This window comes from Streptomyces sp. CC228A (assembly GCF_021390935.1).
Lineage (GTDB): Bacteria > Actinomycetota > Actinomycetes > Streptomycetales > Streptomycetaceae > Streptomyces.
Genome location: NZ_JAJPUI010000011.1, coordinates 137,533 through 161,178, shown reverse-complemented (window position 1 = coordinate 161,178; position 23,646 = coordinate 137,533). Strand labels below are relative to the sequence as shown.

At 71.6% G+C, this 23,646-nt stretch carries 22 protein-coding genes and 1 pseudogene; 9 read left to right on the top strand and 14 right to left on the bottom strand.

Translation table 11 applies throughout. The features are described from left to right. Positions 1–69: 69 nt before the first annotated feature. From L6E17_RS26765 to L6E17_RS26755, 3 genes are read right to left on the bottom strand one after another with little or no spacing between them, the layout of a single operon-like run. The gene (locus L6E17_RS26765) at positions 70–684 is read right to left on the bottom strand and encodes an AAA family ATPase (RefSeq protein WP_236243252.1); all 615 of its coding nucleotides are present in this window, start codon (positions 682–684) and stop codon (positions 70–72) included. Position 685: 1 nt separating this feature from the next. After that, positions 686–1,366, bottom strand: coding sequence for a response regulator transcription factor (locus L6E17_RS26760; protein ID WP_236243251.1), 681 nt, complete (start codon positions 1,364–1,366; stop codon positions 686–688). Between the two features lie 45 nt (positions 1,367–1,411). Continuing rightward, positions 1,412–2,602, bottom strand: coding sequence for a sensor histidine kinase (locus L6E17_RS26755; RefSeq protein ID WP_236243250.1), 1,191 nt, complete (start codon positions 2,600–2,602; stop codon positions 1,412–1,414). 386 nt (positions 2,603–2,988) lie between these two features. Here L6E17_RS26755 and L6E17_RS26750 point away from each other — a divergent pair. Further along, positions 2,989–3,929 (top strand): annotated as a pseudogene (locus L6E17_RS26750) (SAM-dependent methyltransferase). After that, positions 3,926–5,092, top strand: a complete 1,167-nt coding sequence (locus L6E17_RS26745; protein WP_236243249.1) for an NADH-quinone oxidoreductase subunit D — start codon at positions 3,926–3,928, stop codon at positions 5,090–5,092. The pseudogene L6E17_RS26750 and the gene L6E17_RS26745 overlap by 4 nt, the downstream one beginning before the upstream one ends. A 49-nt stretch (positions 5,093–5,141) precedes the next feature. Here the strand turns inward: L6E17_RS26745 and L6E17_RS26740 are convergent, their stop codons facing one another. From L6E17_RS26740 to L6E17_RS26725, 4 genes are all read right to left on the bottom strand, one after another. Then, complete coding sequence (locus tag L6E17_RS26740) at positions 5,142–6,356, bottom strand: hypothetical protein (protein ID WP_236243248.1); 1,215 nt, start codon at positions 6,354–6,356, stop codon at positions 5,142–5,144. Positions 6,357–6,483: 127 nt separating this feature from the next. Continuing rightward, entirely contained in the window at positions 6,484–7,461 is a 978-nt protein-coding gene (locus L6E17_RS26735; RefSeq protein WP_236243247.1) for an ABC transporter substrate-binding protein, read from the bottom strand. Then, entirely contained in the window at positions 7,458–8,138 is a 681-nt protein-coding gene (locus L6E17_RS26730) for an ABC transporter permease (protein ID WP_236243246.1), read from the bottom strand. Before L6E17_RS26730 ends, L6E17_RS26735 begins: the two co-directional genes overlap by 4 nt. Before the next feature lie 3 nt (positions 8,139–8,141). Next, on the bottom strand, positions 8,142–8,903 hold the full coding sequence (locus L6E17_RS26725; RefSeq protein ID WP_236243293.1) for an ABC transporter permease: 762 nt from the start codon (positions 8,901–8,903) through the stop codon (positions 8,142–8,144). A 197-nt stretch (positions 8,904–9,100) separates the two neighbouring features. Between L6E17_RS26725 and L6E17_RS26720 the strand changes: the two genes are divergently transcribed. After that, the gene (locus L6E17_RS26720) at positions 9,101–10,363 is read left to right on the top strand and encodes an ABC transporter ATP-binding protein (protein WP_236243245.1); all 1,263 of its coding nucleotides are present in this window, start codon (positions 9,101–9,103) and stop codon (positions 10,361–10,363) included. Here L6E17_RS26720 and L6E17_RS26715 read toward each other — a convergent pair. Next, entirely contained in the window at positions 10,350–11,462 is a 1,113-nt protein-coding gene (locus L6E17_RS26715; protein ID WP_236243244.1) for an esterase family protein, read from the bottom strand. The two genes, L6E17_RS26720 and L6E17_RS26715, sit on opposite strands and share 14 nt — an antisense overlap. Positions 11,463–11,646: 184 nt before the next feature. Between L6E17_RS26715 and L6E17_RS26710 the strand changes: the two genes are divergently transcribed. The 6 genes from L6E17_RS26710 to L6E17_RS26685 all read left to right on the top strand — a co-directional run bounded on the left by L6E17_RS26710 (position 11,647) and on the right by L6E17_RS26685 (position 16,550). Next, positions 11,647–13,482, top strand: coding sequence for a phosphatidylglycerol lysyltransferase domain-containing protein (locus L6E17_RS26710; protein ID WP_236243243.1), 1,836 nt, complete (start codon positions 11,647–11,649; stop codon positions 13,480–13,482). An 80-nt stretch (positions 13,483–13,562) separates the two neighbouring features. Beyond that, a complete protein-coding gene (gene folP / locus L6E17_RS26705) occupies positions 13,563–14,429 on the top strand; it encodes a dihydropteroate synthase (RefSeq protein WP_236243242.1) in 867 nt (288 codons plus the stop codon). After that, complete coding sequence (locus tag L6E17_RS26700; protein ID WP_236243241.1) at positions 14,426–14,887, top strand: nuclear transport factor 2 family protein; 462 nt, start codon at positions 14,426–14,428, stop codon at positions 14,885–14,887. The genes folP and L6E17_RS26700 overlap by 4 nt, the downstream gene beginning before the upstream one ends. 167 nt (positions 14,888–15,054) lie before the next feature. Continuing rightward, positions 15,055–15,414 carry a dihydroneopterin aldolase gene (gene folB, locus L6E17_RS26695; protein ID WP_236243240.1) on the top strand — a complete coding sequence of 120 codons (360 nt, stop codon included), beginning with the start codon at positions 15,055–15,057 and terminating at the stop codon, positions 15,412–15,414. After that, positions 15,411–16,010 carry a 2-amino-4-hydroxy-6-hydroxymethyldihydropteridine diphosphokinase gene (gene folK, locus L6E17_RS26690; protein WP_236243239.1) on the top strand — a complete coding sequence of 200 codons (600 nt, stop codon included), beginning with the start codon at positions 15,411–15,413 and terminating at the stop codon, positions 16,008–16,010. Before folB ends, folK begins: the two co-directional genes overlap by 4 nt. A gap of 54 nt (positions 16,011–16,064) precedes the next feature. Continuing rightward, the gene (locus tag L6E17_RS26685) at positions 16,065–16,550 is read left to right on the top strand and encodes a DUF3180 domain-containing protein (protein WP_236243238.1); all 486 of its coding nucleotides are present in this window, start codon (positions 16,065–16,067) and stop codon (positions 16,548–16,550) included. Positions 16,551–16,560: 10 nt separating this feature from the next. On the opposite strand, the gene L6E17_RS26680 is transcribed toward L6E17_RS26685, so the two are convergent. The 6 genes from L6E17_RS26680 to L6E17_RS26655 all read right to left on the bottom strand — a co-directional run bounded on the left by L6E17_RS26680 (position 16,561) and on the right by L6E17_RS26655 (position 23,624). After that, complete coding sequence (locus L6E17_RS26680) at positions 16,561–17,529, bottom strand: hypothetical protein (protein ID WP_236243292.1); 969 nt, start codon at positions 17,527–17,529, stop codon at positions 16,561–16,563. Between the two features lie 113 nt (positions 17,530–17,642). After that, positions 17,643–18,248, bottom strand: coding sequence for a GTP cyclohydrolase I FolE (folE, locus tag L6E17_RS26675; RefSeq protein WP_236243237.1), 606 nt, complete (start codon positions 18,246–18,248; stop codon positions 17,643–17,645). A gap of 110 nt (positions 18,249–18,358) precedes the next feature. After that, positions 18,359–20,395, bottom strand: a complete 2,037-nt coding sequence (gene ftsH, locus L6E17_RS26670; RefSeq protein ID WP_236243236.1) for an ATP-dependent zinc metalloprotease FtsH — start codon at positions 20,393–20,395, stop codon at positions 18,359–18,361. A gap of 242 nt (positions 20,396–20,637) precedes the next feature. Then, on the bottom strand, positions 20,638–21,177 hold the full coding sequence (hpt, locus tag L6E17_RS26665; protein WP_236243291.1) for a hypoxanthine phosphoribosyltransferase: 540 nt from the start codon (positions 21,175–21,177) through the stop codon (positions 20,638–20,640). 52 nt (positions 21,178–21,229) lie between these two features. Further along, positions 21,230–22,240, bottom strand: coding sequence for a tRNA lysidine(34) synthetase TilS (tilS, locus tag L6E17_RS26660; RefSeq protein WP_236243235.1), 1,011 nt, complete (start codon positions 22,238–22,240; stop codon positions 21,230–21,232). Between the two features lie 247 nt (positions 22,241–22,487). Further along, entirely contained in the window at positions 22,488–23,624 is a 1,137-nt protein-coding gene (locus tag L6E17_RS26655) for a zinc-dependent metalloprotease (protein ID WP_236243234.1), read from the bottom strand. Between the last annotated feature and the right edge of the window lie 22 nt (positions 23,625–23,646).

Here is a 23,646-nt window from a genome sequence, read left to right as displayed (position 1 = left end):
ACCCGACCGCTCTTCGTGAAGCCCTCGCCGCACGATCGTGCCTTGGGCCTGTCCCCGCGTCGCGCCGGGTCACCCTCGACGCAGGTGGTGGAGGCCGACGCGGGCCCGCCGCAGGCGCTGTCGAAGGGGGCCGTAGGTGTTCGGCAACAGGGTGAGGCCCGCGGAGGCGGCGACGGCCTCTGCCACCTCCGGGACGGTCGACCGGTCCGTACGGACGTGCTGTGCGAAGTCCGGGAGGGCCAACCGCTCCAGGCAGTGGTCGAGCCGGGCGACGGCGAAGCTCTCCCGTCGCAGGCCGCGGCCGAGGCCGAGGCCGCGCTCGGCGAGGCGGCGCAGCACCGTCTCCCGAGGGGCGAGGAGCGCGAAGTGGCGGACGTCGTGGCCGCCGTCGCGGAGGGCGCCGATGATCTCGGCGAAGTACCCCGGCTCGACGAGGGTCATGGGTGCGATGACGGGTCCGCCGCCCTCGTGCCGCCGCAGGACGAGGTCCAGCACCTCGCGCACCCCCAGTCGCCAGGCAGCGAAGTCCTGGAAGTCGCCGCGCAGCGGCCGGGGGGTCATCCGGTGCAGGCCGAAGCCGACCTCCTCCGGGTCGCAGACGACGCTGTCGGGCAGGCGCCGGTGGAGCTCGTACGCGGTCTGCGTCTTGCCGCCGCCGAAGGGGCCGTTGAGCCAGAGCAGCATGTCAGGGCCGCGCTCCGCCGCCCGCGCGGACCAGGCCGGTCTCGTAGGCGAGGACGACGACCTGCACACGGTCGCGCAGCTCCAGCTTGGTGAGGATGCGCCCCACATGGGTCTTGACGGTCGCCTCGGACAGGACGAGCCGTGCGGCGATCTCGCCGTTCGACAGGCCCTGGGCCACCAGGAGCATGACCTCCCGTTCCCGGTCCGTGAGCCGGTCCAGCGCCTTGTGCTGCGGCTGCCCGGTGGCGCCGGACGGCAGCATGGACGAGAAGCGGTCCAGCAGCCGCCGCGTCGTCGACGGCGCCACGACCGCGTCCCCGCTGTGCACGGCCCGGATCGCGGCCAGCAGCTCGTGGGGCGGCACGTCCTTGAGCATGAAGCCGCTGGCGCCTGCCTTCAGGCCGGAGAACGCGTACTCGTCCAGGTCGAACGTCGTGAGGATGAGGACGCGCGGGGCGCCCGGCTCGGAGCAGATGCGGCGGGTGGTCTCCACGCCGTCCAGCTTCGGCATGCGGACGTCCATGAGGACCACGTCGACCGGTGTCGACCGCAGGACCTGAAGGGCCTCCACCCCGTCACCCGCCTCCGCGACGACCTCCATGTCCGGTTGGGCGGCGAGCACCATGCGGAAGCCGGTACGGAGCAGCACCTGGTCGTCGACCAGCATCAGACGGATGGTCATGGGGCCTCATTCCTGGGGTGATGGGGGGCGTGGCGCACGGGGCGCTCACGGTGCGGGCTTCAGGGGCAGGAGGGCGCTGATCCGGAATCCGCCGCCCGGGCGGGGTCCCGCGTCGAGTGTGCCGCCGACCATGCCGACCCGTTCCCGCATGCCGATCAGGCCGTGGCCGCTGCCGTCCGCGCCGCCGTCCTCGTACATCTCCTGGGCCGCGCCGCGGCCGTCGTCCTCGACGAGCAGGCCCAGCCCGTCGTCGAAGTACATCAGCCGGACGCTCGCGCCGGCGTCCGGGCCGCCGTGCTTGCGGGTGTTGGTGAGCGCCTCCTGCACGATGCGGTACGCGGTGAGCTCGACACCGCTCGGCAAGGGCCGGGGGGTTCCCTCGATCTTGAAGTCGACGGGGAGGCCGGCGGTGCGCACCTGCTCCACCAGGTCCTCGATCTGGCCGACGTCGGGCTGCGGCACGTACTCGCCCGCCTCCTCGTGCTCACCGGTGCGGAGGATGCCGAGCAGCCTGCGCATCTCGGCGAGCGCCTGCCGGCCGGTGGACGAGATGGTCTCCAGGGCCTGCCGGGCCTGGTCCGGCGCGGCGTCCAGGACGTAGGCGGCGCCGTCGGCCTGCACGACCATGACGGACACGTTGTGGGCGACGACGTCGTGGAGCTCCCGGGCGATACGGGCCCGCTCCGCGGCGACCGCCACCTTGGCCTGGGCCTCGCGCTCCCGTTCCAGGCGGGCCGCCCGCTCCTCCAGCTGCGCGAAGTACGCGCGCCGGGTGCGCATCGAGTCGCCGAGCACCCAGGCCAGCACGAACGGCACCGTCATGAACACGGTGAACGCCACCACGCCGAACAGCGACAGGTCCGGCCCCGGCCAGCGCAGCCCCGCCAGCGGCGCGGCCACCAGCCCGCCGGCCAGCGCGAACCGCGAGGCCCAGCGCGGTCCGTCGTCGGCGGCGACCGTGTAGATGATCACCAGCATCGCGAAGTCGGCCGGATTGACCCGCACGTCCAGGACGAGCTGCGCTACCCCGAGGGCCGCCGCGAGGAGCAGCATCTTGCGGGGGGCCCGGCGGCGCAGCGCCACGACGAGGCAGAGCAGCAGCACGATGACGACGTTGACGACCAAGTTTCCCGACATGCCGGACATGGACACCGCAGCCAGGCCGAGGAGCATCACGGCCCAGAAGCTGTCGACGCCCGTCGGGTGCTGGCGGAGGAAGTCGTAGAGGCGCTGCACGTAACCCAGCGTAGGGAAGGCTGACAGGTGCCCGGGTCAACCGGGAGTGCGATCCAGGGGAAACCGCCCTACTCCCCAAGGTGGACACTGGGCACGTGACGGATGAGACGGACGCGACACCGGAACCGGCACCGAGCCGCGCACCCCACGGGACGCCGACACCGGACCCGGCACCAGACCCCGCACCCCACCAGACGGCATCACCGCCCCCCGGCCAGGACCCCGCACCCCACCAGACGCCGGCACCACCCCCCGGCCAAGGCCCCGCACCCCACCGGACGCCCACACCGGGCCGGCAAGCGGCACCGGATCCCGTCCCCCGCGGCGCACCGGCCGCGCCCCCGCCGCAGGGCTGGCGGGGGTGGCGGGAGGCCGCTGAGGCCGCGCTGTACGGGCCCGGCGGCTTCTACCTGCGCCCGGAAGGGCCCGCCGCCACTTCCGTACGTCGGTGCACGCCTCCCCGCTCTTCGCCTCCGCCGTCGCCCGCCTCCTGGAGCGCACCGCGCGGGAGCTCGGCACGGACGAGGTCGCGTTCGTCGACATGGGCGCGGGCCGGGGCGAGCTGGCGGCGGGTGTGCTGGCGGCCGTGCCGGCGGGGCTGCGGGTCCGGGCGTACGCCGTGGAGCGGGCCGCCCGGCCGGAGGGGCTCGACCCGCGCGTGGAATGGACCGGCCTCCCGCCGGAGGGGGTGCGGGGGCTGCTGTTCGCCAACGAGTGGCTGGACAACGTACCCGTCGACGTCGCCCAGGCCGATGAGGCCGGCACCGCGCGCCGCGTAGAGGTGCGGGAGGACGGCACCGAGCGGCTCGGCGCGCCGGTGACCGGGGCGGACGCCGCGTGGCTGGAGCGCTGGTGGCCGCTGCGGGAGCCGGGGACGCGGGCGGAGATCGGCCGGCCCCGCGACGAGGCGTGGGCGGCCGCCGCCGGCACGCTGTCCGCCGGGCTCGCGGTCGCGGTGGACTACGCGCACCGGGCGGAGTCACGGCCTCCGTACGGGACGCTGACCGGGTTCCGGGAGGGGCGCGAGGTGCCGCCGGTGCCGGACGGCACCTGCGACATCACCGCACACGTCGCCCTGGACGCGTGCGCGGCGGCGGCCGCGGTGCCCGGGGCGGCCGCCGAGCTGACCAGCCAGCGGGAGGCCCTGCACCGGCTGGGCGTGTCCGGCGGGCGCCCGCCGCTGGCCCTCGCCTCCCGCGACCCGGCCGGCTACGTCCGGGCGCTGGCCGCCGCCGGCGAGGCCGCCGAGCTGACCGCCCGCGGCGGGCTGGGCGACTTCACCTGGCTGCTCCAGCGGGTGCCGGGAGAGGGATACTGTCCGGCATGACGCAGACGCAGGCCCCTCGGCCCAGGGAGACCACGGTCGGCATCGGAGGCGCCGCCGAGAGCACCGACATGGTGCTGAACATCGGCCCCCAGCACCCGTCCACCCACGGGGTGCTGCGGCTGCGCCTGGTCCTGGACGGCGAGCTGATCCGGCACGCCGAACCGGTGGTCGGCTACATGCACCGGGGCGCCGAGAAGCTGTTCGAGGCCCGGGACTACCGGCAGATCGTGATGCTGGCCAACCGGCACGACTGGCTGTCGGCGTTCTCCAACGAGCTGGGCGTCGTCATGGCCGTCGAGCGGATGCTCGGCATGGAGGTGCCAGAGCGGGCCGTGTGGACGCGGACGCTGCTGGCGGAGCTGAACCGGGTCCTGAACCATCTGATGTTCCTCGGCTCCTATCCGCTGGAGCTGGGCGGCATCACGCCGATCTTCCACGCCTTCCGGGAGCGCGAGGAGCTCCAGCACGTGATGGAGGAGGTCTCCGGCGGCCGGATGCACTACATGTTCAACCGGGTCGGCGGGCTGAAGGAGGACCTCCCGGCGGGCTGGCTCGGCCGCGCCCGCGAGGCCGTCGCCTCCGTCACGTCCCGGATGGACGTGTACGACCGGCTGGTCCTCGGCAACGAGATCTTCCGGGGCCGTACGAGGGGCGTCGGCGTCCTGTCGCCGGAGCTGGCCCGCGCGTACGGGGTGAGCGGGCCCATCGCGCGGGCGTCCGGCGTCGACTTCGACCTGCGGCGCGACGAGCCGTACCTCGCGTACGGGGAGCTGGCGGGCGCCCTGAAGGTGGTCACCCGGCAGGAGGGCGACTGCCTCGCGCGGTTCGAGTGCCTGCTGGAGCAGACGCACAACGCGCTGGAGCTGGCCGAGGCATGCCTGGACCGGCTCGCGGAGCTGCCGCCGGGCCCGATCAACCAGCGGCTGCCGAAGGTGCTGAAGGCGCCCGAGGGCCACACGTACGCCTGGACCGAGAACCCCCTCGGCGTCAACGGCTACTACCTGGTGTCGAAGGGCGAGAAGACGCCCTACCGGTTGAAGCTGCGCTCGGCGTCGTACAACAACATCCAGGTGCTGACCGAGCTGCTGCCGGGCACGCTGGTGTCCGACATGGTGGCGATCCTCGGTTCGTTCTTCTTCGTCGTGGGCGACATCGACAAGTGAGGGCCGGGGCGCCGTGCGCCCCGGCCCTCACCGGTGGTGTCCCCGTCGGTCAGGAGCTGACGGCGTTCCGCAGCCCGGCGACGTCGATCTGCTCGGTCTCGTCGTGCGCGGTGAGGTCGATGACCTCGCCGACGGCGTGCTCGGCGCCGCGCGGCCGGACCGGCGGCGGGTCCTCCGCCCGGGCGTCCACGGGGCTGCCCGCCTGGGCCTCCGCCTGCGCCTCGGACTGCATCTCCACCTGAGCCTCAGCCCGGACCCCGGACTGCATCTCCACCTGGACCTCGGGCTGCATCTCGGCCGGTACTTCGGCCGGGGTCGCGGCCTGTGCTCCGGCCTGGATCTCCGCCTGGGCGAGTGCCTCCTCGCCCACGACGTCGGCCAGGTCCTCCTGCTGCACGGCCTCGATGGCGGGGACGGGCTGCTTCGCCGTGAGCTGCTTGCCGCCCTGCTTGCGCAGCGCCTTCTCCCCTTCCATGCCGAAGAAGTCGAAGCTGCCCTCGGGGCGGGGCGCCGAGCGGCGCTGCGGCGCCGGCGGCACGATGGCGGCCGCCGCGGGCACGTGCCGCATCGCGGACGCGGCGGACGCGGCGGACGCGGTGGAGCCGGGCGCCTTGCGCAGCGCGGCCTCGGCGATGCGGCGGGCCTCCTGCGCGGCGGCGTTGCGGGTGAGGTTCTGCAGGGCACGGGCCGCGCGCAGGTAGTCGCCGGCCGTGGGCGCGGTGGTGGCGACGGCGAGTTCGGCACCGGTGGAGCCGCCTGCCGTCCCCGGCCCCGCCGAGCCGGGGACTGCGGGGTCGCCGGTGGAGGCGGTGGCTCCGAGGGCCAGTTGGCGGCGGCCTTCCAGGGCGCTGGCCCGCTCCGTCTCCGCGGTGGCGTAGCGGCGCAACAGCCCGGCGTGCTCGTTGCGCAGCTTGGCGAGCTCCACGCGCTTGGCGCGCAGCTTCGCGTCCAGCTTGGCCCGCAGGTCCCGGGCCTCCTCCAGGTCGGCCTCCAGCTCGGCTATGCGCTCCTCGGTGCGCCACTCGTCGCTGGCGCGGGCACGCGTGAGTTCCGCGACCCGGCGGCCCGCGGTGCGGTCCCAGCTGCGCATGAGGACGGCGCCGGTGACGGCCGCGGCGGCCGCCGCGGCGACCAGCAGGCGGAGCACCAGGGGGTCGGCCAGGAGCCAGGCCCCTCCGGCGCACAGAACGGATGCTCCGGCCACCGCGGTGGGCGGAAGAAGCCGGTGCAGAGGAGGGGAATGGCGGTGGCGTCCACGTGGCATGGCCTGAAATTTACCGTGCGTAGGGGGTCTCTGGGGTGTCGGCCCGGCAATGTTTTGCCCACGCGTTCCGTTTCCCCGTCAACCACCCCACGCGGCCGTGCTCCCGGTGCAGTTCGGGAGGGTGCCGCTACTTCCGGATCAGCCCCTTCTCGACCAGGTAACTCTTCGCCGCGTCGACGGGCTTCGCCCGCTCCGCGTCCACCTTCCTGTTCAACTCCACCAGATCCGCCGTCGTGAGGGCCTCCGTGACCTTGGCGAGGGCGGCGGCGATCTCCGCGGAGCCCGCATCGCGCGCATTGACGACCGGCAGCACGTTGTCCGCGTTCTGCAGCTTCTTGTCGTCCTCCAGCAGCACCAGGCCGAAGGCGTCGAGCGTGGCGTCGGTGGTCGTGGTCAGCACGAGCTGGTCGATGCCGTCCTTCACCGCCTGCTTGGCCTGCGGGGTGCCGACGCCCTTGGGGTCCACACCGGTCACGTCGATTCCGTACACCGACTTCAGCCCCGGCGCGCAGAACGGCCGCACGGTGCACTCGTCACCGGCGGCGATCTTCACCTTCAGCTTGGACCGGCCGAGGTCGGAAAGCGTCTTCAGGTTGTTCTTGTCGGCGAATTCCCGGGTCACCGCGAAAGCGTTCTGATCGACCGCCTCACCCGCCGGGAGCACCTTCAGTCCGCGCGGCTCCGCCAGCTTCTCCAAGGCCGCCACGGTCGCCGCCACATCGCTGGACGCGACCGGCTTCTCCTCGGGCGCCTTCGGGCCGTTCGTCTTCGCGTTGAGGAATTCCGCAAGCGTAGCCGCGTATTCCGGTACGACGTCGATCTCGCCCTTCTCCAGCGACGGTTCGTACAGCTCCCGGTTCTCCACCGTTCTGATGGTGGTCCGGTACCCGGCGTCCGCCAGCACCTGCGCGTACAGCTCAGCGAGCACCTTGGACTCGGTGAAGCCCGCGGACCCCACCACCAGCTCCCCCTTGCCGGGCTGCGAGGATCCGCCGCCGCTCTCCTCCAGGCTCTCGCCGCCGCACGCGCCCAGCACGGCGGTCAGCACCAGCGCGCCCGCCACGGCACCGGCCGTCCGCGCACCCCTGTTGTTCCTCGGCATCATGGTCTTCTCCGTCTCTTCGGTCCATGGCCCACGAGCGCCCGGCTCACACCGGCCAGCGCCCCCTCCACCAGCAGCGCCAGCGCGCCGACCAGCAGGGCCCCCGCGAACACCTGCGCGGTGTCGTACGTGTGGAAACCCGCGGTGATGATCCGGCCGAGACCGCCCTCCCCGGCCATGGCCGCCAGCGTGGCGGTCGCGACGACCTGCACGGCCGCCAGCCGCAGCCCCGTCAGCACCAGCGGCAGGGCGAGCGGCAGCTCGACCGTGCGGAACAACTGGCCCCCCGACATCCCCATGCCGCGAGCAGCCTCCACCACCGCCCGGTCCACCTCGCGCACCCCCAGATACGCGTTGGTCAGCAGCGGCGGCACCGCGAACAGCACCAGCGCGACGATCGTGGGGACACCGCCGTACCGCCCCAGCGGGGTCAGCGTCAGCAGCACCAGCACCGCCAGCGTCGGCACCGCGCGCCCCACGTTCGACACGTTCACCGCCAGGGCCCCGCCCCGGCCGACGTGCCCCAGCCAGAACGCCACCGGAAGCGCGATCAGACACGACAGCAGCAGGCACACACCGCTGAACCACAGATGCTCCCCGAGCCTGTTCCACACCCCCGACTCGCCCTGCCAGTTGGCCCCCGTACCCAACCAGCCCAGCGCGTCCGACACCACACCCATCGCCTAACCCGCCTCCCCCGCGGCCCGCGCCCGCGCACCCGCCCGGCCCCGCGGCCGACCCGGCCGTGCCGAACTCCGCGCCCACGGCGTGAGCAGCCGCTGCACCCCCAGCAGCAGGACGTCGGCGGTCACGGCCAGCAGCACGCACAGCACCGACGCGGTCAGCACCTGCGCCTTGAAGAAGCTCTGCAGCCCGCCCGTGATCAGCGTCCCGAGTCCGCCGTGGTCCACCAGCGCACCCACCGTCGTCAGCGCCACGGTCGACACCGTCGCCATCCGCACCCCCGCCATCAGCGCGGGCAGCGCGAGCGGAAGCTCCACCTCCCACAGCAGCCGGCCCGGCCCGTAGCCCATCCCCCGGGCGGCCTCCCGCGTCTCCTCCGGCACCGCCGCCAGACCCGCCAGGATGTTCCGCACCAGGATCGTCAGCGAGTACAGCACCAGACCGGTCACCACCAGCGCCGCCGACAGCCCGAACACCGGCAGCAGCAGCGAGAACATCGCCAGCGACGGCACCGCGTACAGCAGCGTCGTCAGGCCCAGCACCGGACCCGCGAACCCGGGCCGCGCCCGCACCAGCAGCGCCAGCGGGAACGCCACGGCGAGCCCGATCAGCACCGAGACGACCGTGAGCCACACGTGCTCCCCCGTCGCCTCCAGCAGCTCCGGAGCGCGGGAGCGCACGTACTCCCCGCAGACCCAGTCGTTGGCCGCCAGGCATCCGCCGCCCGCGGCGGCACCGGCCGCGCCGTCAGCGGCGAGCACCGCCGGACCCGCACCGCTCACTGCTCCCCCACCTCCCCCGGAGTGACGACGACAGGGCGTCACCCGCGCCCCTTCGCAGCGGTGTTCGACCCGAAACGACCCTACGCCCCGGCACTGACATTCACCGCCCGACGCCCCGAAGAGGCACCATAGGCCCCAGCCTCACCAGAGGTCACCAAGGGCCACAAGGGGGAACAGTGATCCGGTTCGAGAACGTCACCAAGCTCTACCCCGACGGCACACGCGCCGTCGACGACCTGACCTTCGAGGTCGCCGAAGGCGAACTGGTCACCCTCGTCGGCCCGTCCGGCTGCGGCAAGACCACCACGATGAAGATGGTCAACCGCCTCGTCGAGCCCACTTCCGGCCGTATCCGCGTCGCCGGCCGCGACATCGCCGACACCGACCCCGTGGAACTGCGGCGCCGCATCGGCTACGTCATCCAGCAGGTGGGCCTCTTCCCCCACCGCACCGTCCTGGAGAACACCGCGACCGTACCGCGCCTCCTCGGCACCGCGAAGGCCAAGGCCCGCGCCCGCGCCGCCGAACTGCTCGACCTGGTCGGCCTGGACCCCGCCACCTACGGCGACCGCTACCCCCACCAGCTCTCCGGCGGCCAGCGCCAGCGCATCGGCGTCGCCCGCGCGCTCGCCGCCGACCCCCCCGTCCTGCTGATGGACGAGCCGTTCGGCGCCGTCGACCCCGTCGTCCGGGAGCGGCTGCAAAGCGAGTTCCTCCGGCTCCAGTCCCGGATGCGCAAGACGGTGCTGTTCGTCACCCACGACCTGGAGGAGGCGGTCCGGCTCGGCGACCGCATGGCGGTCTACGGGCAGGGCCGCATCGAGCAGCTCGACACGCCCGCCACCGTCCTCGGCGCCCCCGCCACCCCCTACGTCGCCGAGTTCGTCGGCGCCGACCGCGCCCTCAAGCGGCTCGCCGTCACCCCCGTGCGGAAGGCCCACCTGGAGCAGCCGCCCACCGTGACCCTGGACGACCCGCTGGCGGCCGCGCCCGGTGACGGCCCGGCCGTCGTGCTCGACGCGGCGGGCCGGCCGTACGGATGGCTCCCGGCGGGCAGCGCGGGCACCGCCGGCGGCGTACGGGACCGCGCCCGCCCCGCACAGGCCCGCGTGCCGCTCGGCGCCTCCCTCAAGGAGGCGCTTGCCGCGCTGCTGCAGGACGACGCGGGCTGGGTCGCCGTCGTCGAGCCCGACCCGGACGGCCGGCACCCGCAGAGCCGGGACCGGGAGGGCCGGACCCCGAAGAGCCTGACACCGGGCGGCCGGAACCCGCAGAGCCCGGACCCGCAGGGCCGGGACTCGCAGGGCCGGGACCCGCAGGGCCAAGACTCGCAGGGCCGGGACGGCGGGCGCTACCTCGGCGTCCTCACCCCCGAGCGGCTCCACGAGGCCCTGCGCGACTCCGTGCGCGCCGAGGCCCCCGCCGTCACGCCGCGCTGAGGCGGCCGCTCATCCACACCAGCGCCGGCGGGATCTCCCGGTTCCACGTGCCGAAGTTGTGGCCCCCGCTGTCCAGCATGATCGACGAGACCCGTGCGGGGGACTTCACCTTCTCGATGAACTCCAGCGTCCCCTTCAGGTTCCCCTCCCCCTGCCGCGACGACGCGACCAGGAAGGACGACTTCCCCAGCGGCACGTTGTCCAGGCTCCACAGCAGGTCCGACCGCTTGCGCAGCGCGTCGTCGCCGCGGAACAGATCACCCGTCGTCACGTCCTCGGCCGCCTTGTAGTACGCGGACAGGCCCGCGCCGGCCGCGAACCGCTCCGGGTGGTGCAGCGCAATCTTCAGCGCGCAGTAGCCGCCCGTCGAGTTCCCGATGAAGCCCCAGTTCCGCGGCGCGCTCCCGACCCGGTACGCCTCCGACACGGCCTCCGGCAGGTCCTTCGCGAAGTACGTCTCCGTCTGCGGCCCGCCCGGCACGTCCACGCACTCCGTGTCCCGCGGCGGCGCCACGGTGGGCCGCAGCATCACCAGCACCATCGGCTGCATCCTCCCCGCCTTCACCTGCTCGTACGCGGTGCGCGGGTAGCGCAGCCCCTTCAGCAGGTTCTCGGCCGTGCCCGGGTACCCCGTCAGCACCACGGCCGCCGGGAACGTCCGCTGCGCGTTCTCCGGCCGGAAGTACTCGGGCGGCAGGTAGACGTAGGCGGGGCTGTCGATGCCCGACCGCTCGCCCGACACCACCACCTTCTGGATCTCCCCGCCGACCTCCGGCCGCTGCCCACCCGGCACCTCCAGGCCCCGCCGCTCCAGCACAGTGACGTTTCTGCTGCCCGCCGAATGGTCGACCACCACCCCCATCTCCTGCTCCTGGCCGAAAAGGTCGGCCCAGGACCCGTAGAACAGGAAGTAGTTGTTCGCCGCCAGACCCACCGCCGCGAACAACGACAGCTGCGTCGCCACCAGCAGCCCCACCCTGCCCAGCAGCACCCGCCAACCCCGTCCCGACAGCCGCGGCCACAGCCACACCGTCACCGCGAACAGCGCCACGGCCACGACAGTGGCCAGGGCCAGAACCTTGTTGCTGGTGAGACCCATGCGTCGTCAAGCTTTCCTGTCGAATCGGAAGGGGGCGAGATTTTTCCGGCGGGCCGATGAACCCGAGCCGCGGACGCGTCGTCCTAAAGGGCGCACACCGTCCGGTCGTCCCGCACCGGAGCCGCAACCGAGCGGCTCCCGGACGCCAGGGACACCACGACCTCTCGCAGAGCCACGGGAAGCCATGTCTGTCACGCAAGATGGGGATAAATCAGGATCGGTTCCGCATCGCATGCGCCGGATCCTGCGGGGCCCACGCCCCGAGAAGGTGCCCGCAATAGTCGGCACGGCCTGCACGTTCATCGGCCTCGTCGACATCGCCGCCGGCGTGTTCCCCCGGTTCCGCACCAGCCGCGTCCACGACCTCGTCGAATTCCTCCCCGGCACCCTCGGACCCCTGTCAGCGGCACTCTCCCTCAGCGTCGGCGTCCTGCTGCTCCTCCTCGCCCACGGACTCAAGCGCCACAAACGACGCGCCTGGCAGGCCGCCGTCATCCTGCTGCCCCTCGGCGCCGCCGCCCAGTTCACCTACCGCCACTCAGTCCTCGGCGCCCTCTTCTCCCTCGCCCTCCTCGCCCTCCTGCTCCACCACCGCAAGGAGTTCGCCGCCCTACCCGACCCCCGCAGCCGATGGCGGGCCCTCGCCAACTTCGTCCTCATGGGCGCCGGCTCCATCGGCCTCGGCCTGATCATCGTCAGCGCCCACCCCGGCAAGATCATCGGCGACCCCGGCCTCACCGACCGCCTCACCCACGTCCTCCTCGGCCTCTTCGGCACCGAAGGACCCGTCTCCTACAGCGGCAGCGTCTCCTGGACCGTCGGCTACTCCCTCGGCGCCCTGGGCCTCCTCACCGCCATCACCACCATCTACCTCGCCTTCCGCCCCGAGCACCCCGTCGCCCGACTCACCGAGGACGACGAGGCACGCCTACGCGAACTCCTCGCCCGGCACGGCGGCCGCGACTCCCTCGGCCACTTCGCGCTCCGCCGCGACAAAGCCGTCGTCTTCTCCCCCAGCGGCAAGGCCGCCGTCACCTACCGCGTCGTCTCCGGCGTCATGCTCGCCAGCGGCGACCCCATCGGCGACGTCGAAGCCTGGCCCGGCGCCATCGAACGCTTCATGGACGAAGCCAAAGCCCACTCCTGGACCCCCGCCGTCATGGGCTGCTCCGAGACCGGCGGCCACGTCTGGACCCGCGAGACCGGCCTCGACGCCCTGGAACTCGGCGACGAAGCAGTCGTCGACGTCCCCGGCTTCTCCCTCTCCGGCCGCGCCATGCGCAACGTACGCCAAATGGTCAAACGCATCGAACGCAACGGCTACCACACCCGCGTCCGACGCGCCCGCGACATCCCCGACACCGAAATGGAACACATCCGCCAGGCCGCCGCCGGCTGGCGCGGCACCACCACCGAGCGCGGCTTCTCCATGGCCCTCGGCCGCATCGGCGACCCCCAGGACGGCGACGCCGTCATCGCCACCGCCCACAAGACGGACGAACACACCGACACCTCCCCCTACGGCGACCTGAAAGCCGTCATCCACTTCGTACCGTGGGGCACCGACGGCATGTCCCTGGAACTCATGCGCCGCGACCGCACCGCCGACCCCGGCATGAACGAGCTGCTGATCGTCGCCGCCCTCCAGGCCTCCCCGCAGCTCGGCGTCGAACGCGTCTCCCTCAACTTCGCGATGTTCCGCTCCGCCCTCGCCCGCGGCGAGAAACTCGGCGCCGGCCCCGTCCTGCGCATCTGGCGTGGCCTGCTCGTCTTCCTCTCCCGCTGGTTCCAGATCGAATCCCTCTACAAGTTCAACGCCAAGTTCCAGCCACGCTGGGAACCCCGCTTCGTCGTCTACCGCCGCACCGGCGACCTGCCCCGCATCGGCCTGGCCGCCATGCAGGCCGAAGGCTTCGTGGACCTCACCCCACCCCGCCCCCTCCGCCGCAAGCACCCCAGGCCCGCACGGCCCTGCCCCCACATCACCCCACCGCCCGGCGAACACATGCGCGCCGCCTGACCCGCCGCTCCCACCCCGCCGCCCACCCCACGCCGCCCACCCGCGGCGCCCCCGGCGGCCCACGGGCCTAGGCTGGGGACATGAGTACGCTGCGTGCACGGGGCACAGTCCCAGGCCTCCCGGAATGGGACCGCTGTGCGGTCATGGGCGTCGTCAACGTGACACCCGACTCCTTCTCCGACGGCGGCCGCTGGTTCGACACCACCGCGGCCATCAAACACGGCCTGGAACTCGTCGCCCAAGGCGCCGACCTCATCGACGTCGGCGGCGAGTCCACCCGCCCCGGCGCCACCCGAGTGGACGAAGAAGAAGAACTACGCAGGGTCCTCCCCGTCGTACGGGGCCTGGCCGCCGAAGGCGTCACCCTCTCCGTCGACACCATGCGCGCCCACGTCGCCCGCAAAGCCGTCGAAGCCGGCGCCGCACTCGTCAACGACGTCAGCGGCGGGCAAGCCGACCCCGACATGATCCCCACCGTCGCCGCCACCGGCGCCCCCTTCGTCGTCATGCACTGGCGCGGCTTCAGCGACAACATGAACAGCCTCGCCGTCTACGACGACGTCGTCACCGACGTCGTCACCGAACTCCGCACCCGCCTCGAAGCCGTCATCACCGGCGGCATCGCCCCCGAAAACCTCATCGTCGACCCCGGCCTCGGCTTCGCCAAACAAGCCCACCACGACCTCGCCCTCCTCGCCCGCCTCGACGCACTCCGCGCACTCGGCCACCCCCTCCTCGTCGCCGCGTCCCGCAAACGCTTCCTCGGCCGCGTCCTCGCAGGAAGCGACGGCCACGCCCCGCCCCCCGCACGCGAACGGGACGCCGCCACCGCCGCCGTCTCCGCCATCGCCGCCCACGAAGGCGCCTGGGCCGTCCGCGTCCACGACGTACGCGCGACCGCCGACGCCGTCCGCGTCGCCCGCGCCATCGAGGGCGCCGCCCCGTGAGCGAGGCACGCACCGACACCGAGGCCGTCGAACAGGCCAACACCGCCTTCTACGACGCCGTCGAACGCGGCGACTTCGAAGAGGTCGCCGACCTCTGGCTGGACGACCGCCACGGCGACGTCTCCTGCGTCCACCCCGGCTGGCCCGTGCTCTCCGGCCGCGGAGAGGTCCTCCGCTCCTACGCGCTGATCATGGCGAACACCGAGTACATCCAGTTCTTCCTCACCGACGTGAACGTCTCCGTGGCCACCGACACCGCCGTCGTGACCTGCACCGAGAACATCCTCAGCGGCGGTCCCGCAGAAGACGGAGCCGAACTCGGACCCCTCGTCGGCCAGCTCGTCGTCGCCACCAACGTCTTCCGCCGCACCCCCGACGGCTGGAAGGTCTGGTCCCACCACGGATCCCCCGTCCTCGCCGAATCCGACGACGAAGAAGACGACGAGGACACCGTGTGAACCACGCGCTGCCACCGCCCCGAGTGGGTAAGCGAAGCCTTAGGGGCCCGCGGCCGGGCCCGCGCACGGACCCTGTCAGTGCCCGAAGGTAGATTCGACCCGTGGCACCCGAACCGTCCGCACCCGGCCGGGCGCCCAGCAGACCTACGACAGCAGGAGTGATTCGCGTGGATCGTGTCGCGCTGCGCGGCCTGAGGGCCCGCGGGCACCACGGCGTCTACCCCAGGGAGCGGGAAGAGGGCCAGACGTTCATCGTGGACCTGGTGCTGGGCCTCGACACCCGGCCCGCCGCCGCCGACGACGACCTGGCCAAGACCGTGCACTACGGCATCGTCGCCGAAGAGGTCGTCGACGTCGTCCAGGGCGAACCGGTCGACCTGATCGAAACCCTCGCCGAACGCATCGCCCAGCAGTGCCTCAAGCACGACGGCGTCCAAGAGGTGGAGGTCTGCGTCCACAAGCCCGACGCCCCCATCACCGTCCCCTTCGACGACGTCACCATCACGATCACCCGGAGCCGCGCATGAACCGCACACCCAGCGACCCGACGGTCCAGCCGGTCCCCGCATCCGTGACCGCCCAGGTCGACGCCGCCGACACCACCCTCTCCAACCCCAAGCGCGCCGTACTCTCCCTCGGCGGAAACCTCGGCAACCGCCTGGAAAACCTCCAAGGCGCCATCGACGCCCTGGAGGACACCCCCGGCGTCCGCGTCAAAGCCGTCTCCCCCGTCTACGAGACCGAGCCCTGGGGCGTCGAACCCGGATCCCAGCCGTCGTACCTCAACGCCGTCGTGATCGTGAAGACCACCCTGCCCCCCTCCTCCCTCCTGGAGCGCGCCCACGCCGTGGAAGAAGCCTTCCACCGCGTCCGCACCGACCGCTGGGGCGCCCGCACCATCGACGTCGACATCGTCGCCTACGCCGACGAGACCTCCGACGACCCCGCCCTCACCCTCCCCCACCCGCGCGCCCGCGAGCGCGCCTTCGTCCTGCGCCCCTGGCTCGACGTGGAACCCGACGCCACCCTCCCCGGCGCCGGCCCCGTCGCGGACCTCCTGGCAGGCGTGGGCGAGACGGGCGTCGTCGCCCGAGGCGACCTGGAACTCCGACTGCCCGACTGACCGCTGCCCCCAGCACATCGACAGCACCCCACGCAACGCACGCAAAGGACACCGGTGAAGCAACTGCGGGTCAAGGTACTGGCCGGACTGTTCCTCGCAGCCGGCCTCCTGTCCTGGGGCGGCGCGCGCCTGTGGGACGCCGTCGGCACCCTGCCGAGCGTCCCCCTGGCCGCGCCGATCGTCCTCGCAGCCATCGCCGCGGTCCTCCTCGCCACGGCGCTGTCCCTGCGCGCCCGGCTGAAGGCACAGCGCGAGCGCCGCCCCGGCGCCAAGGGCGTCGAACCCCTCATGGCGGCCCGCGCGGTCGTCTTCGGCCAGGCCAGCGCCCTGGTCACAGCCGTGGTCAGCGGCATGTACGGCGGTGTGGGCGTCTTCCTGCTGGGCTTCCTGGACGTCCCCGCCCGCCGCGACCAGGCCCTCTACGCCGGACTGGCCGTCGCCGCCGGCATCGCGGTCATCGCGGCCGCCCTGTACCTGGAACGCGTCTGCAAGCTCCCCGAGGACGACGAGCCCCCCGGCGCCTCCCCCACAAGGGCGTGAGCGCCCCCCGCTACCAGGGCTGCCGCACCAGATGCCCGTTCACCAGGAAACCGGGATGCGGGTCGAGCCAGTAGCTGTAGAAGGTGAACGGCTTCGCCCCCAGGGAGGGGCGGGGCCCTACTTCTCGCACCTGCACCCAGGTGGACTCATGCAGGTGCAGCGGGTGCTGCTCGGGCACGAAGGTGCCGCGGCTTGCCCAGCGGTCGGAGATGTAGAGCCGCGATGCCCGCCCTCGCACCTTGCTGGGCGTGAAACGCGCTCCGATAATCGCGGCCCATTCACGGAGAAACGGAACATTGGCGCTCACCACGACACGCCCTCCTGAGGGCCGCTTGATTTCGCAGCCGTCGCCGTCAACGTAGCCGTCCATGAAACCCGCGAAGGTCTCGGGATCCCGCAGCACCACTCGGGGGAAGTACTGCCGCATATGATGCGGATCCCCGCCCACATATTGCCTGACCAGATCGGACAGGTAGGAAGACACCACCCGGACCCGGAAACCGGGCACGTCGCGCCGGAGATACCCGGACGGCCGCGTCACGCTCTCCAAGCGCGCAGGCAGTCCTGAACAAGCCGTCGTAGCGGCCGCGAAGCGGGAGGCGAAATCCTCCTCGTTCACGATGAGTGAGACGTAGTTCTTGCCGACCGTCCCGTCGGCGCACAGGGCGCCGACGAAATAGCCGAACGCGTAGCCCGGCTTGATCGTGAGCCGCTCCCGGCACAGCTTCCGCGCCGGCGTCCATGCAACGGGCAGCCCTGCGGCGTCGCGAGCGGTGACCCAGCCGTAAGGCGTCGCGAGCAGCAGATCGGGGCTGGCGAGGAAGGCCGCCTTGCCCGTCACCACCTCCACGGCGTCCCTGGCCTTGACGGCCGTCACGTTCACCACCGTGGTCGGTACGGTCCGCATGCCATTCAACGTCCACAGGGCCTGCCCTTCGGTGACCGTCTTGGCCTGGGCGCACCCACCGACGAGATTCACCAATTGCTTGCTGGTAAGCCCGTACCCCATATCGCACAACCCCCTTGACCAGCGATCCGCTCCACTGGTCAAGACGATATGGGGCACCGGCAACAAGCGGCCCTTTTACCTGCCTATCTGGCCAGTATCAGAGACATCGCCTCGGCGCGCGTCGTAGAATCCCGCAACTGTCCGCGCACTGCGGACGTCGTCGTCTTCGCCCCCGGCTTGCGGACGCCCCTCAGCGACATGCACATGTGCTCGGCCTCGATCACGACGATGGCGCCGCGCGCTTCCAGGATTTCCATCAGGGAATCGGCGATCTGCGTCGTCAGCCGCTCCTGCACCTGCGGCCGCCGGGCGAAGACATCGACCAGACGGGCCAGCTTCGACAGTCCGGTAATTTTGCCCGATTCGGCCGGGATATAACCAATGTGAGCTACACCATGGAATGGTAGGAGATGATGCTCACAGGTCGCTGTGACGTCAATGTCCTTGACGAGCACCATTTCATCATGCCCGATATCAAATGTCGTGGTCAGAACTTCCTCAGGCTTCTGCCAAAGCCCCGCGAAAAGCTCCCGATATGCCCGCGCCACGCGCGCGGGCGTTTCCCGCAGGCCCTCGCGGTCGGGGTCTTCTCCGACCGCGATGAGCAGTTCGCGTACGGCATTCTCGACGCGCTTCTCGTCGTACTCGCCGATCGTGCCGTCGCCGTCCAGCGTCACCGGGTCGGTCATGTGTGCCTCGTTCCGTCTTGCATGAAGTGCCTGGGAGTGCAGGAATGCCGCGCCCCCACAGGCTAGAACCTGGGGTGCGCGGCATCCATTCCGGGTCGCGGCTTGCGAGGTCAGCCCTCGGGGCGCTCCTCCGGGGCCGGCTCGGGGGCGGCCTTGGTGGTGTCCACCGTGGTGGCCGAGGCGGCGGTGGCGGTCGACGGGGTCGCGCCGTTGGTGAGGGCGAGCTCCTTCGGGGAGAGCACCGGCGGGCGGGTCGACGGTGTGCGCCGTGAGGAGCCGGTCCACGCGGGGCGCGGCGGGCGCTTCACGATGGGGGCGAAGATCTCGGCGATCTCCTCCTTGCCCAGGGTCTCCTTCTCCAGGAGGGCGAGGACGAGGTTGTCGAGGACGTCGCGGTTCTCGACGAGGATTTCCCAGGCCTCGTTGTGGGCGGTTTCGATGAGCTTCTTGACCTCTTCGTCGACCAGTGCGGCGACCTCTTCGGAGTAGTCGCGCTGGTGGGCCATCTCGCGGCCGAGGAAGGGCTCGGTGTTGTCGCCGCCGAACTTGATCGCGCCGAGGCGCTCGGTCATGCCGTACTGGGTGACCATCGCGCGGGCCGTGGCGGTGGCCTTCTCGATGTCGTTGGCCGCGCCGGTGGTGGGGTCGTGGAAGACCAGTTCCTCTGCGGCGCGTCCGCCCAGCATGTAGGCGAGCTGGTCGAGCATCTCGTTGCGGGTGGTGGAGTACTTGTCCTCGTCCGGGAGGACCATCGTGTAGCCGAGGGCGCGGCCGCGGGACAGGATGGTGATCTTGTGGACGGGGTCGGAGTTGGGGGAGGCCGCGGCGACGAGGGCGTGTCCGCCTTCGTGGTAGGCGGTGATCTTCTTTTCCTTGTCCGACATGATGCGGGTCCGCTTCTGCGGGCCTGCGACGACGCGGTCGATCGCCTCGTCCAGCATCTGGTTGTCGATCAGCTTCTTGTCGCTGCGCGCGGTGAGCAGGGCGGCCTCGTTGAGGACGTTGCTGAGGTCGGCTCCGGTGAAGCCGGGGGTGCGGCGGGCGACGGCGGCGAGGTCGACGTCGGGCGCGACGGGCTTGCCCTTCTGGTGGACCTTGAGGATTTCGAGGCGGCCCTGCATGTCGGGGCGGTCGACGGCGATCTGGCGGTCGAAGCGGCCGGGGCGCAGGAGTGCCGGGTCCAGGATGTCGGGGCGGTTGGTGGCGGCGATGAGGATGACGCCGCCCTTGACGTCGAAGCCGTCCATTTCGACGAGGAGCTGGTTGAGGGTCTGCTCGCGTTCGTCGTGGCCGCCGCCGAGGCCGGCGCCGCGGTGTCGGCCGACGGCGTCGATCTCGTCGACGAAGACGATGGCGGGGGCGTTGGCCTTGGCCTGTTCGAAGAGGTCGCGGACGCGGGAGGCGCCGACGCCGACGAACATCTCGACGAAGTCGGATCCGGAGATCGAGTAGAAGGGGACGCCGGCTTCGCCTGCGACGGCGCGGGCGAGGAGTGTCTTGCCGGTGCCGGGGGGGCCGTAGAGCAGGACGCCCTTGGGGATCTTGGCGCCGACGGCCTGGAACTTGGCGGGTTCCTGGAGGAATTCCTTGATCTCGTGGAGTTCCTCGACGGCTTCTTCGGAGCCGGCGACGTCGGCGAAGGTGGTCTTGGGGGTGTCCTTGGTGATCAGCTTGGCCTTGGACTTCCCGAAGTTCATGACGCGGGAGCCGCCGCCCTGCATCTGGTTCATCAGGAAGAGGAAGACCAGCACGATGAGGACGAACGGCAGCAGGGACAGCAGGACGGAGACGAAGGTGCTCTGCTTCGTCGGGGAGATCGTGTAGCCCTTTTCGATCTCACCTGCTTCGAATTTCTGCTGCAGGGTGGCGGCCAGGTCGGAGCCTTGGGTTCCGATGTAGCTGGCCTGGACCTTGTCCTTGCCGTCGATCTTCTGGCCGTCCTTGAGGTCGACCTTGATCATCTGTTCGTCGCCGGTGGTGAGCTTGACCTGCTCGACCTGGTTCCTGTCGATCGCCTGGACGACCTTGCCGGTGTCCACCGTCTCGTAGCCAGTGCCCGAGCCGACGACCTGCATCAACACGACCACGGCGAGGACGGCCAGCACGATCCACATGACCGGCCCACGGAAGTATCGCTTCACGTCCATCCATACGGAGCGATGCCGCCCCGTCCCTCCTGCCCGTAGGTAAATGCTGCTGTGAGAGTAAGCGGTGCTGTCAGGTTCAGCACTGGTGTGGGGGATAGCTGTTCTTCGGACGGTACCCCAGCGCGGCCGTCATGGATGCTTTCCCCTGGTCCAACGCCGGGGGTGCGGTCAGGGTTCCCGGTGGGCCCGCGGCCGGCGGGGCCGCGGGCGGTGCCGGGTCCGCGGGGGTGCCGCACCGTGTGTCAGCCGCCGTAGACGTGCGGTGCCAGGGTGCCGACGAACGGCAGGTTGCGGTACTTCTCGGCGTAGTCCAGTCCGTAGCCGACGACGAACTCGTTGGGGATGTCGAAGCCGATCCACTGGACGTCGATGGCGACCTTGGCCGCCTCGGGCTTGCGCAGCAGGGTGCAGACCTCGAGGGAGGCGGGCTCGCGCGAGCCGAGGTTGGAGAGCAGCCAGGACAGGGTCAGTCCGGAGTCGATGATGTCCTCGACGATCAGGACGTGCTTGCCCTTGATGTCGGTGTCCAGGTCCTTGAGGATCCGGACGACCCCGGAGGACTGGGTGCCGGCGCCGTACGAGGAGACGGCCATCCAGTCCATGGTGACGGGGGTGGACAGGGCGCGGGCCAGGTCCGCCATCACCATGACGGCGCCCTTGAGGACGCCGACGAGGAGCAGGTCCTTGCCGGCGTACTCGGCGTCGATCTTGGCGGCCAGCTCGGCGAGCTTCGCGTCGATCTCTTCCTTGGTGATGAGCACCGACGCGAGGTCGGCGCCCATGTCGTTCTGGTTCACCCGGGTCACTTTCGTTGCGGCCTGCGGCGGCCTTCGGTCAGCCTTGCCGGATGACCAGTCTGCCACCCTGGCGGCGTGCGACGACGCGGCCGGGCAGATTGATGGCTCCCTGGCCGCGCCAGGCGGTGATGAGCCGGTCGAGTTCCTCGACGTGGCGGGCGAAGAGTGAGCCGGCGGGGGCGCCTTCGGCGATGGCGGCGCGGCGCAGGACGCGGCGGCGGACGGCGGGGGGCAGGGCGTGGAGTTTGGCGCACTCCAGGCGGCCTGCTTCGTCCCGGACGGTCGTCTCGGCCTGGGCGGCCCAGGTGTCGAGGGCGTCGGCGTCGTCGCGGCAGAGTTGGGCGGTGCGGGCGAGGGCTTCGACGACGCCTTTGCCGAGGGACTTCTCGAGGGCGGGGAGGCCTTCGTGGCGGAGTCGGGACCGGGTGTAGGCGGGGTCGGTGTTCATGGGGTCGTCCCAGACGGGGAGGGACTGTACGAGGCAGGCTTTGCGGGCTGTCTGCCGGTCGAGCTGGAGGAAGGGGCGGCGGTAGCGGCGGGCGGTTCCTGTGACGGCGGCCATGCCGGACAGGGAGCGGATGCCGGAGCCGCGTGCGAGGCCGAGGAGGACGGTTTCGGCCTGGTCGTCGCGGGTGTGGCCGAGGAGGACGGCGGCGGCGCCGAGGCGGTCGGCGGCTTCGTCGAGGGCGGCGTAGCGGGCGTCGCGGGCGGCGGCTTCGGGTCCGCCTTGGCGGCCGACGGTGACGGTGACGGCCTCGACCGGGTCGAGCCGCAGGGCGGTGAGCCGGGAGGCGACCTCGGTGGCGCGGAGGTCGGAGCCGGGTTGGAGGCCGTGGTCGACGGTGATGCCGCCGGCGCGGACGGCGAGTTTGCGGGCCTCGAAGGCGAGGGCGGAGGCGAGGGCCATGGAGTCGGCTCCGCCGGAGCAGGCGACGAGGACGAGGGGGTGTCGGTCGTCGCCGGTGGCTGTGGGGTGTTCGGTGAGGACGTCGTGGAGTACGCGGCGAACCGCCAGGCGTATCGCCGCGACCGCAGGATGGGGACCCATGTCCGGTGCCCTTCGTGGAGTTGGGGGGTGCCTCGGTCGGAGTCTTAACGGTCGGAACGGGGGGTTCGGTCACTCACTTCGTCACGCAGAGTGCGTCGATGGTGACAGAACAGGGCCGTTTCCCGAGGATCGCACGCCTATCCTTCGCCCAGGGTCCCTCGGATGGGTGATTGGCGGTGTTTCTGCGGTCCTGGATCGGAATCCGGCCCTCCACATTCTGCTCGTTGTCGGCACCCCGGGGGGGTGGTCAGTCCGCCCGGCGGTGCACGCGGGTGATCCAGTCCTCCGGTCGGGCGATCTCCGCCTTGGTGGGGAGGGTGTTCGGGGAGGTCCAGACGCGGTTGAAGCCGTCCATGCCGACGTCTTCGACGACCGCGCGGACGAAGCGCTCGCCGTCGCGGTACTGGCGGAGTTTGGCGTCGAGGCCGAGGAGCTTGCGCAGGGCCTGGTCGAGGCGTGAGGCGCCGCGTGCGCGGCGCTGCTGGAACTTCTCGCGGATCTCCAGTACGGACGGCACGACCTGGGGTCCCACTCCGTCCATCACGTAGTCGGCGTGGCCTTCGAGGAGGGACATGACCGCGGTGAGGCGGCCGAGGATCTCGCGCTGCTCGGGGCTCTGGACGAGGTCGACGAGGGAGCGGCCGCCGTCGTCGCCGTCGTCTTCTGGGCGGGCGCCGGTGAGGGCCTGGGCGGCCTCGCGGAGGCGTTCCAGCACGGTTGCCGGGTCGACGTCGGTGGCGCCGAGGAAGGACTGGATCTCGCCTTGGAGGTGGTCGCGCAGCCAGGGCACGCCGGTGAACTGGGTGCGGTGGGTCTCTTCGTGGAGGCTGACCCAGAGGCGGAAGTCGTGGGGGTCGACGGCGAGCTCCCGCTCGACGTGGACGATGTTCGGTGCGACGAGGAGGAGTCGGCCGGCCCCGTCGGGTCCGGTGGGGAGTTCGCCGGTGGCGGGGGCGAAGGTCTCGTACTGGCCGAGGACGCGGGAGGCGAGGAAGGACAGCAGCATGCCGAGTTCGACGCCGGTGACCTTGCCGCCGACGGCTCCGGCGACGGCGCCGCCGGGTGTGCCGGAGCGGCGTTCTGCCATTTTGTCGAGGAGGGGTTTGAGGAGTTCCCGGAAGCCGGCGACGTTGGCGCGGATCCAGCCGGGGCGGTCGACGACGAGGACGGGGGTGTCGGCGGGTTCGTGGCCGTCGGGGATCATGCGGGTGAATCCGCGGACGTGTTCCTCGGACGCCTTGGCGTGGCGCCGCAGCTCCGCGACGACCTGGCGGGCCTCGTCGCGGCTGACCTCGGGTCCTGGGCGTACGAAGCGGGTCGCGGTCGCGACGGCGAGGTTCCAGTCGACCATCCCGTAAGAAGCGGCACCACCGATGCTCGTCATGCGTCAACCGTACGTGCTCGGC

Bases quoted from the DNA above. Each gene is read 5' to 3' on its own strand.
- L6E17_RS26765 (WP_236243252.1), bottom strand. From the start codon at position 684: ATGCTGCTCTGGCTCAACGGCCCCTTCGGCGGCGGCAAGACGCAGACC.
- L6E17_RS26760 (WP_236243251.1), bottom strand. From the start codon at position 1,366: ATGACCATCCGTCTGATGCTGGTCGACGACCAGGTGCTGCTCCGTACC.
- L6E17_RS26745 (WP_236243249.1), top strand. From the start codon at position 3,926: ATGACGCAGACGCAGGCCCCTCGGCCCAGGGAGACCACGGTCGGCATC.
- L6E17_RS26740 (WP_236243248.1), bottom strand. From the start codon at position 6,356: ATGCCACGTGGACGCCACCGCCATTCCCCTCCTCTGCACCGGCTTCTT.
- L6E17_RS26735 (WP_236243247.1), bottom strand. From the start codon at position 7,461: ATGATGCCGAGGAACAACAGGGGTGCGCGGACGGCCGGTGCCGTGGCG.
- L6E17_RS26730 (WP_236243246.1), bottom strand. From the start codon at position 8,138: ATGGGTGTGGTGTCGGACGCGCTGGGCTGGTTGGGTACGGGGGCCAAC.
- L6E17_RS26715 (WP_236243244.1), bottom strand. From the start codon at position 11,462: ATGGGTCTCACCAGCAACAAGGTTCTGGCCCTGGCCACTGTCGTGGCC.
- L6E17_RS26710 (WP_236243243.1), top strand. From the start codon at position 11,647: ATGTCTGTCACGCAAGATGGGGATAAATCAGGATCGGTTCCGCATCGC.
- folP (WP_236243242.1), top strand. From the start codon at position 13,563: ATGAGTACGCTGCGTGCACGGGGCACAGTCCCAGGCCTCCCGGAATGG.
- folK (WP_236243239.1), top strand. From the start codon at position 15,411: ATGAACCGCACACCCAGCGACCCGACGGTCCAGCCGGTCCCCGCATCC.
- folE (WP_236243237.1), bottom strand. From the start codon at position 18,248: ATGACCGACCCGGTGACGCTGGACGGCGACGGCACGATCGGCGAGTAC.
- ftsH (WP_236243236.1), bottom strand. From the start codon at position 20,395: ATGGACGTGAAGCGATACTTCCGTGGGCCGGTCATGTGGATCGTGCTG.
- hpt (WP_236243291.1), bottom strand. From the start codon at position 21,177: ATGGGCGCCGACCTCGCGTCGGTGCTCATCACCAAGGAAGAGATCGAC.
- tilS (WP_236243235.1), bottom strand. From the start codon at position 22,240: ATGGGTCCCCATCCTGCGGTCGCGGCGATACGCCTGGCGGTTCGCCGC.
- L6E17_RS26655 (WP_236243234.1), bottom strand. From the start codon at position 23,624: ATGACGAGCATCGGTGGTGCCGCTTCTTACGGGATGGTCGACTGGAAC.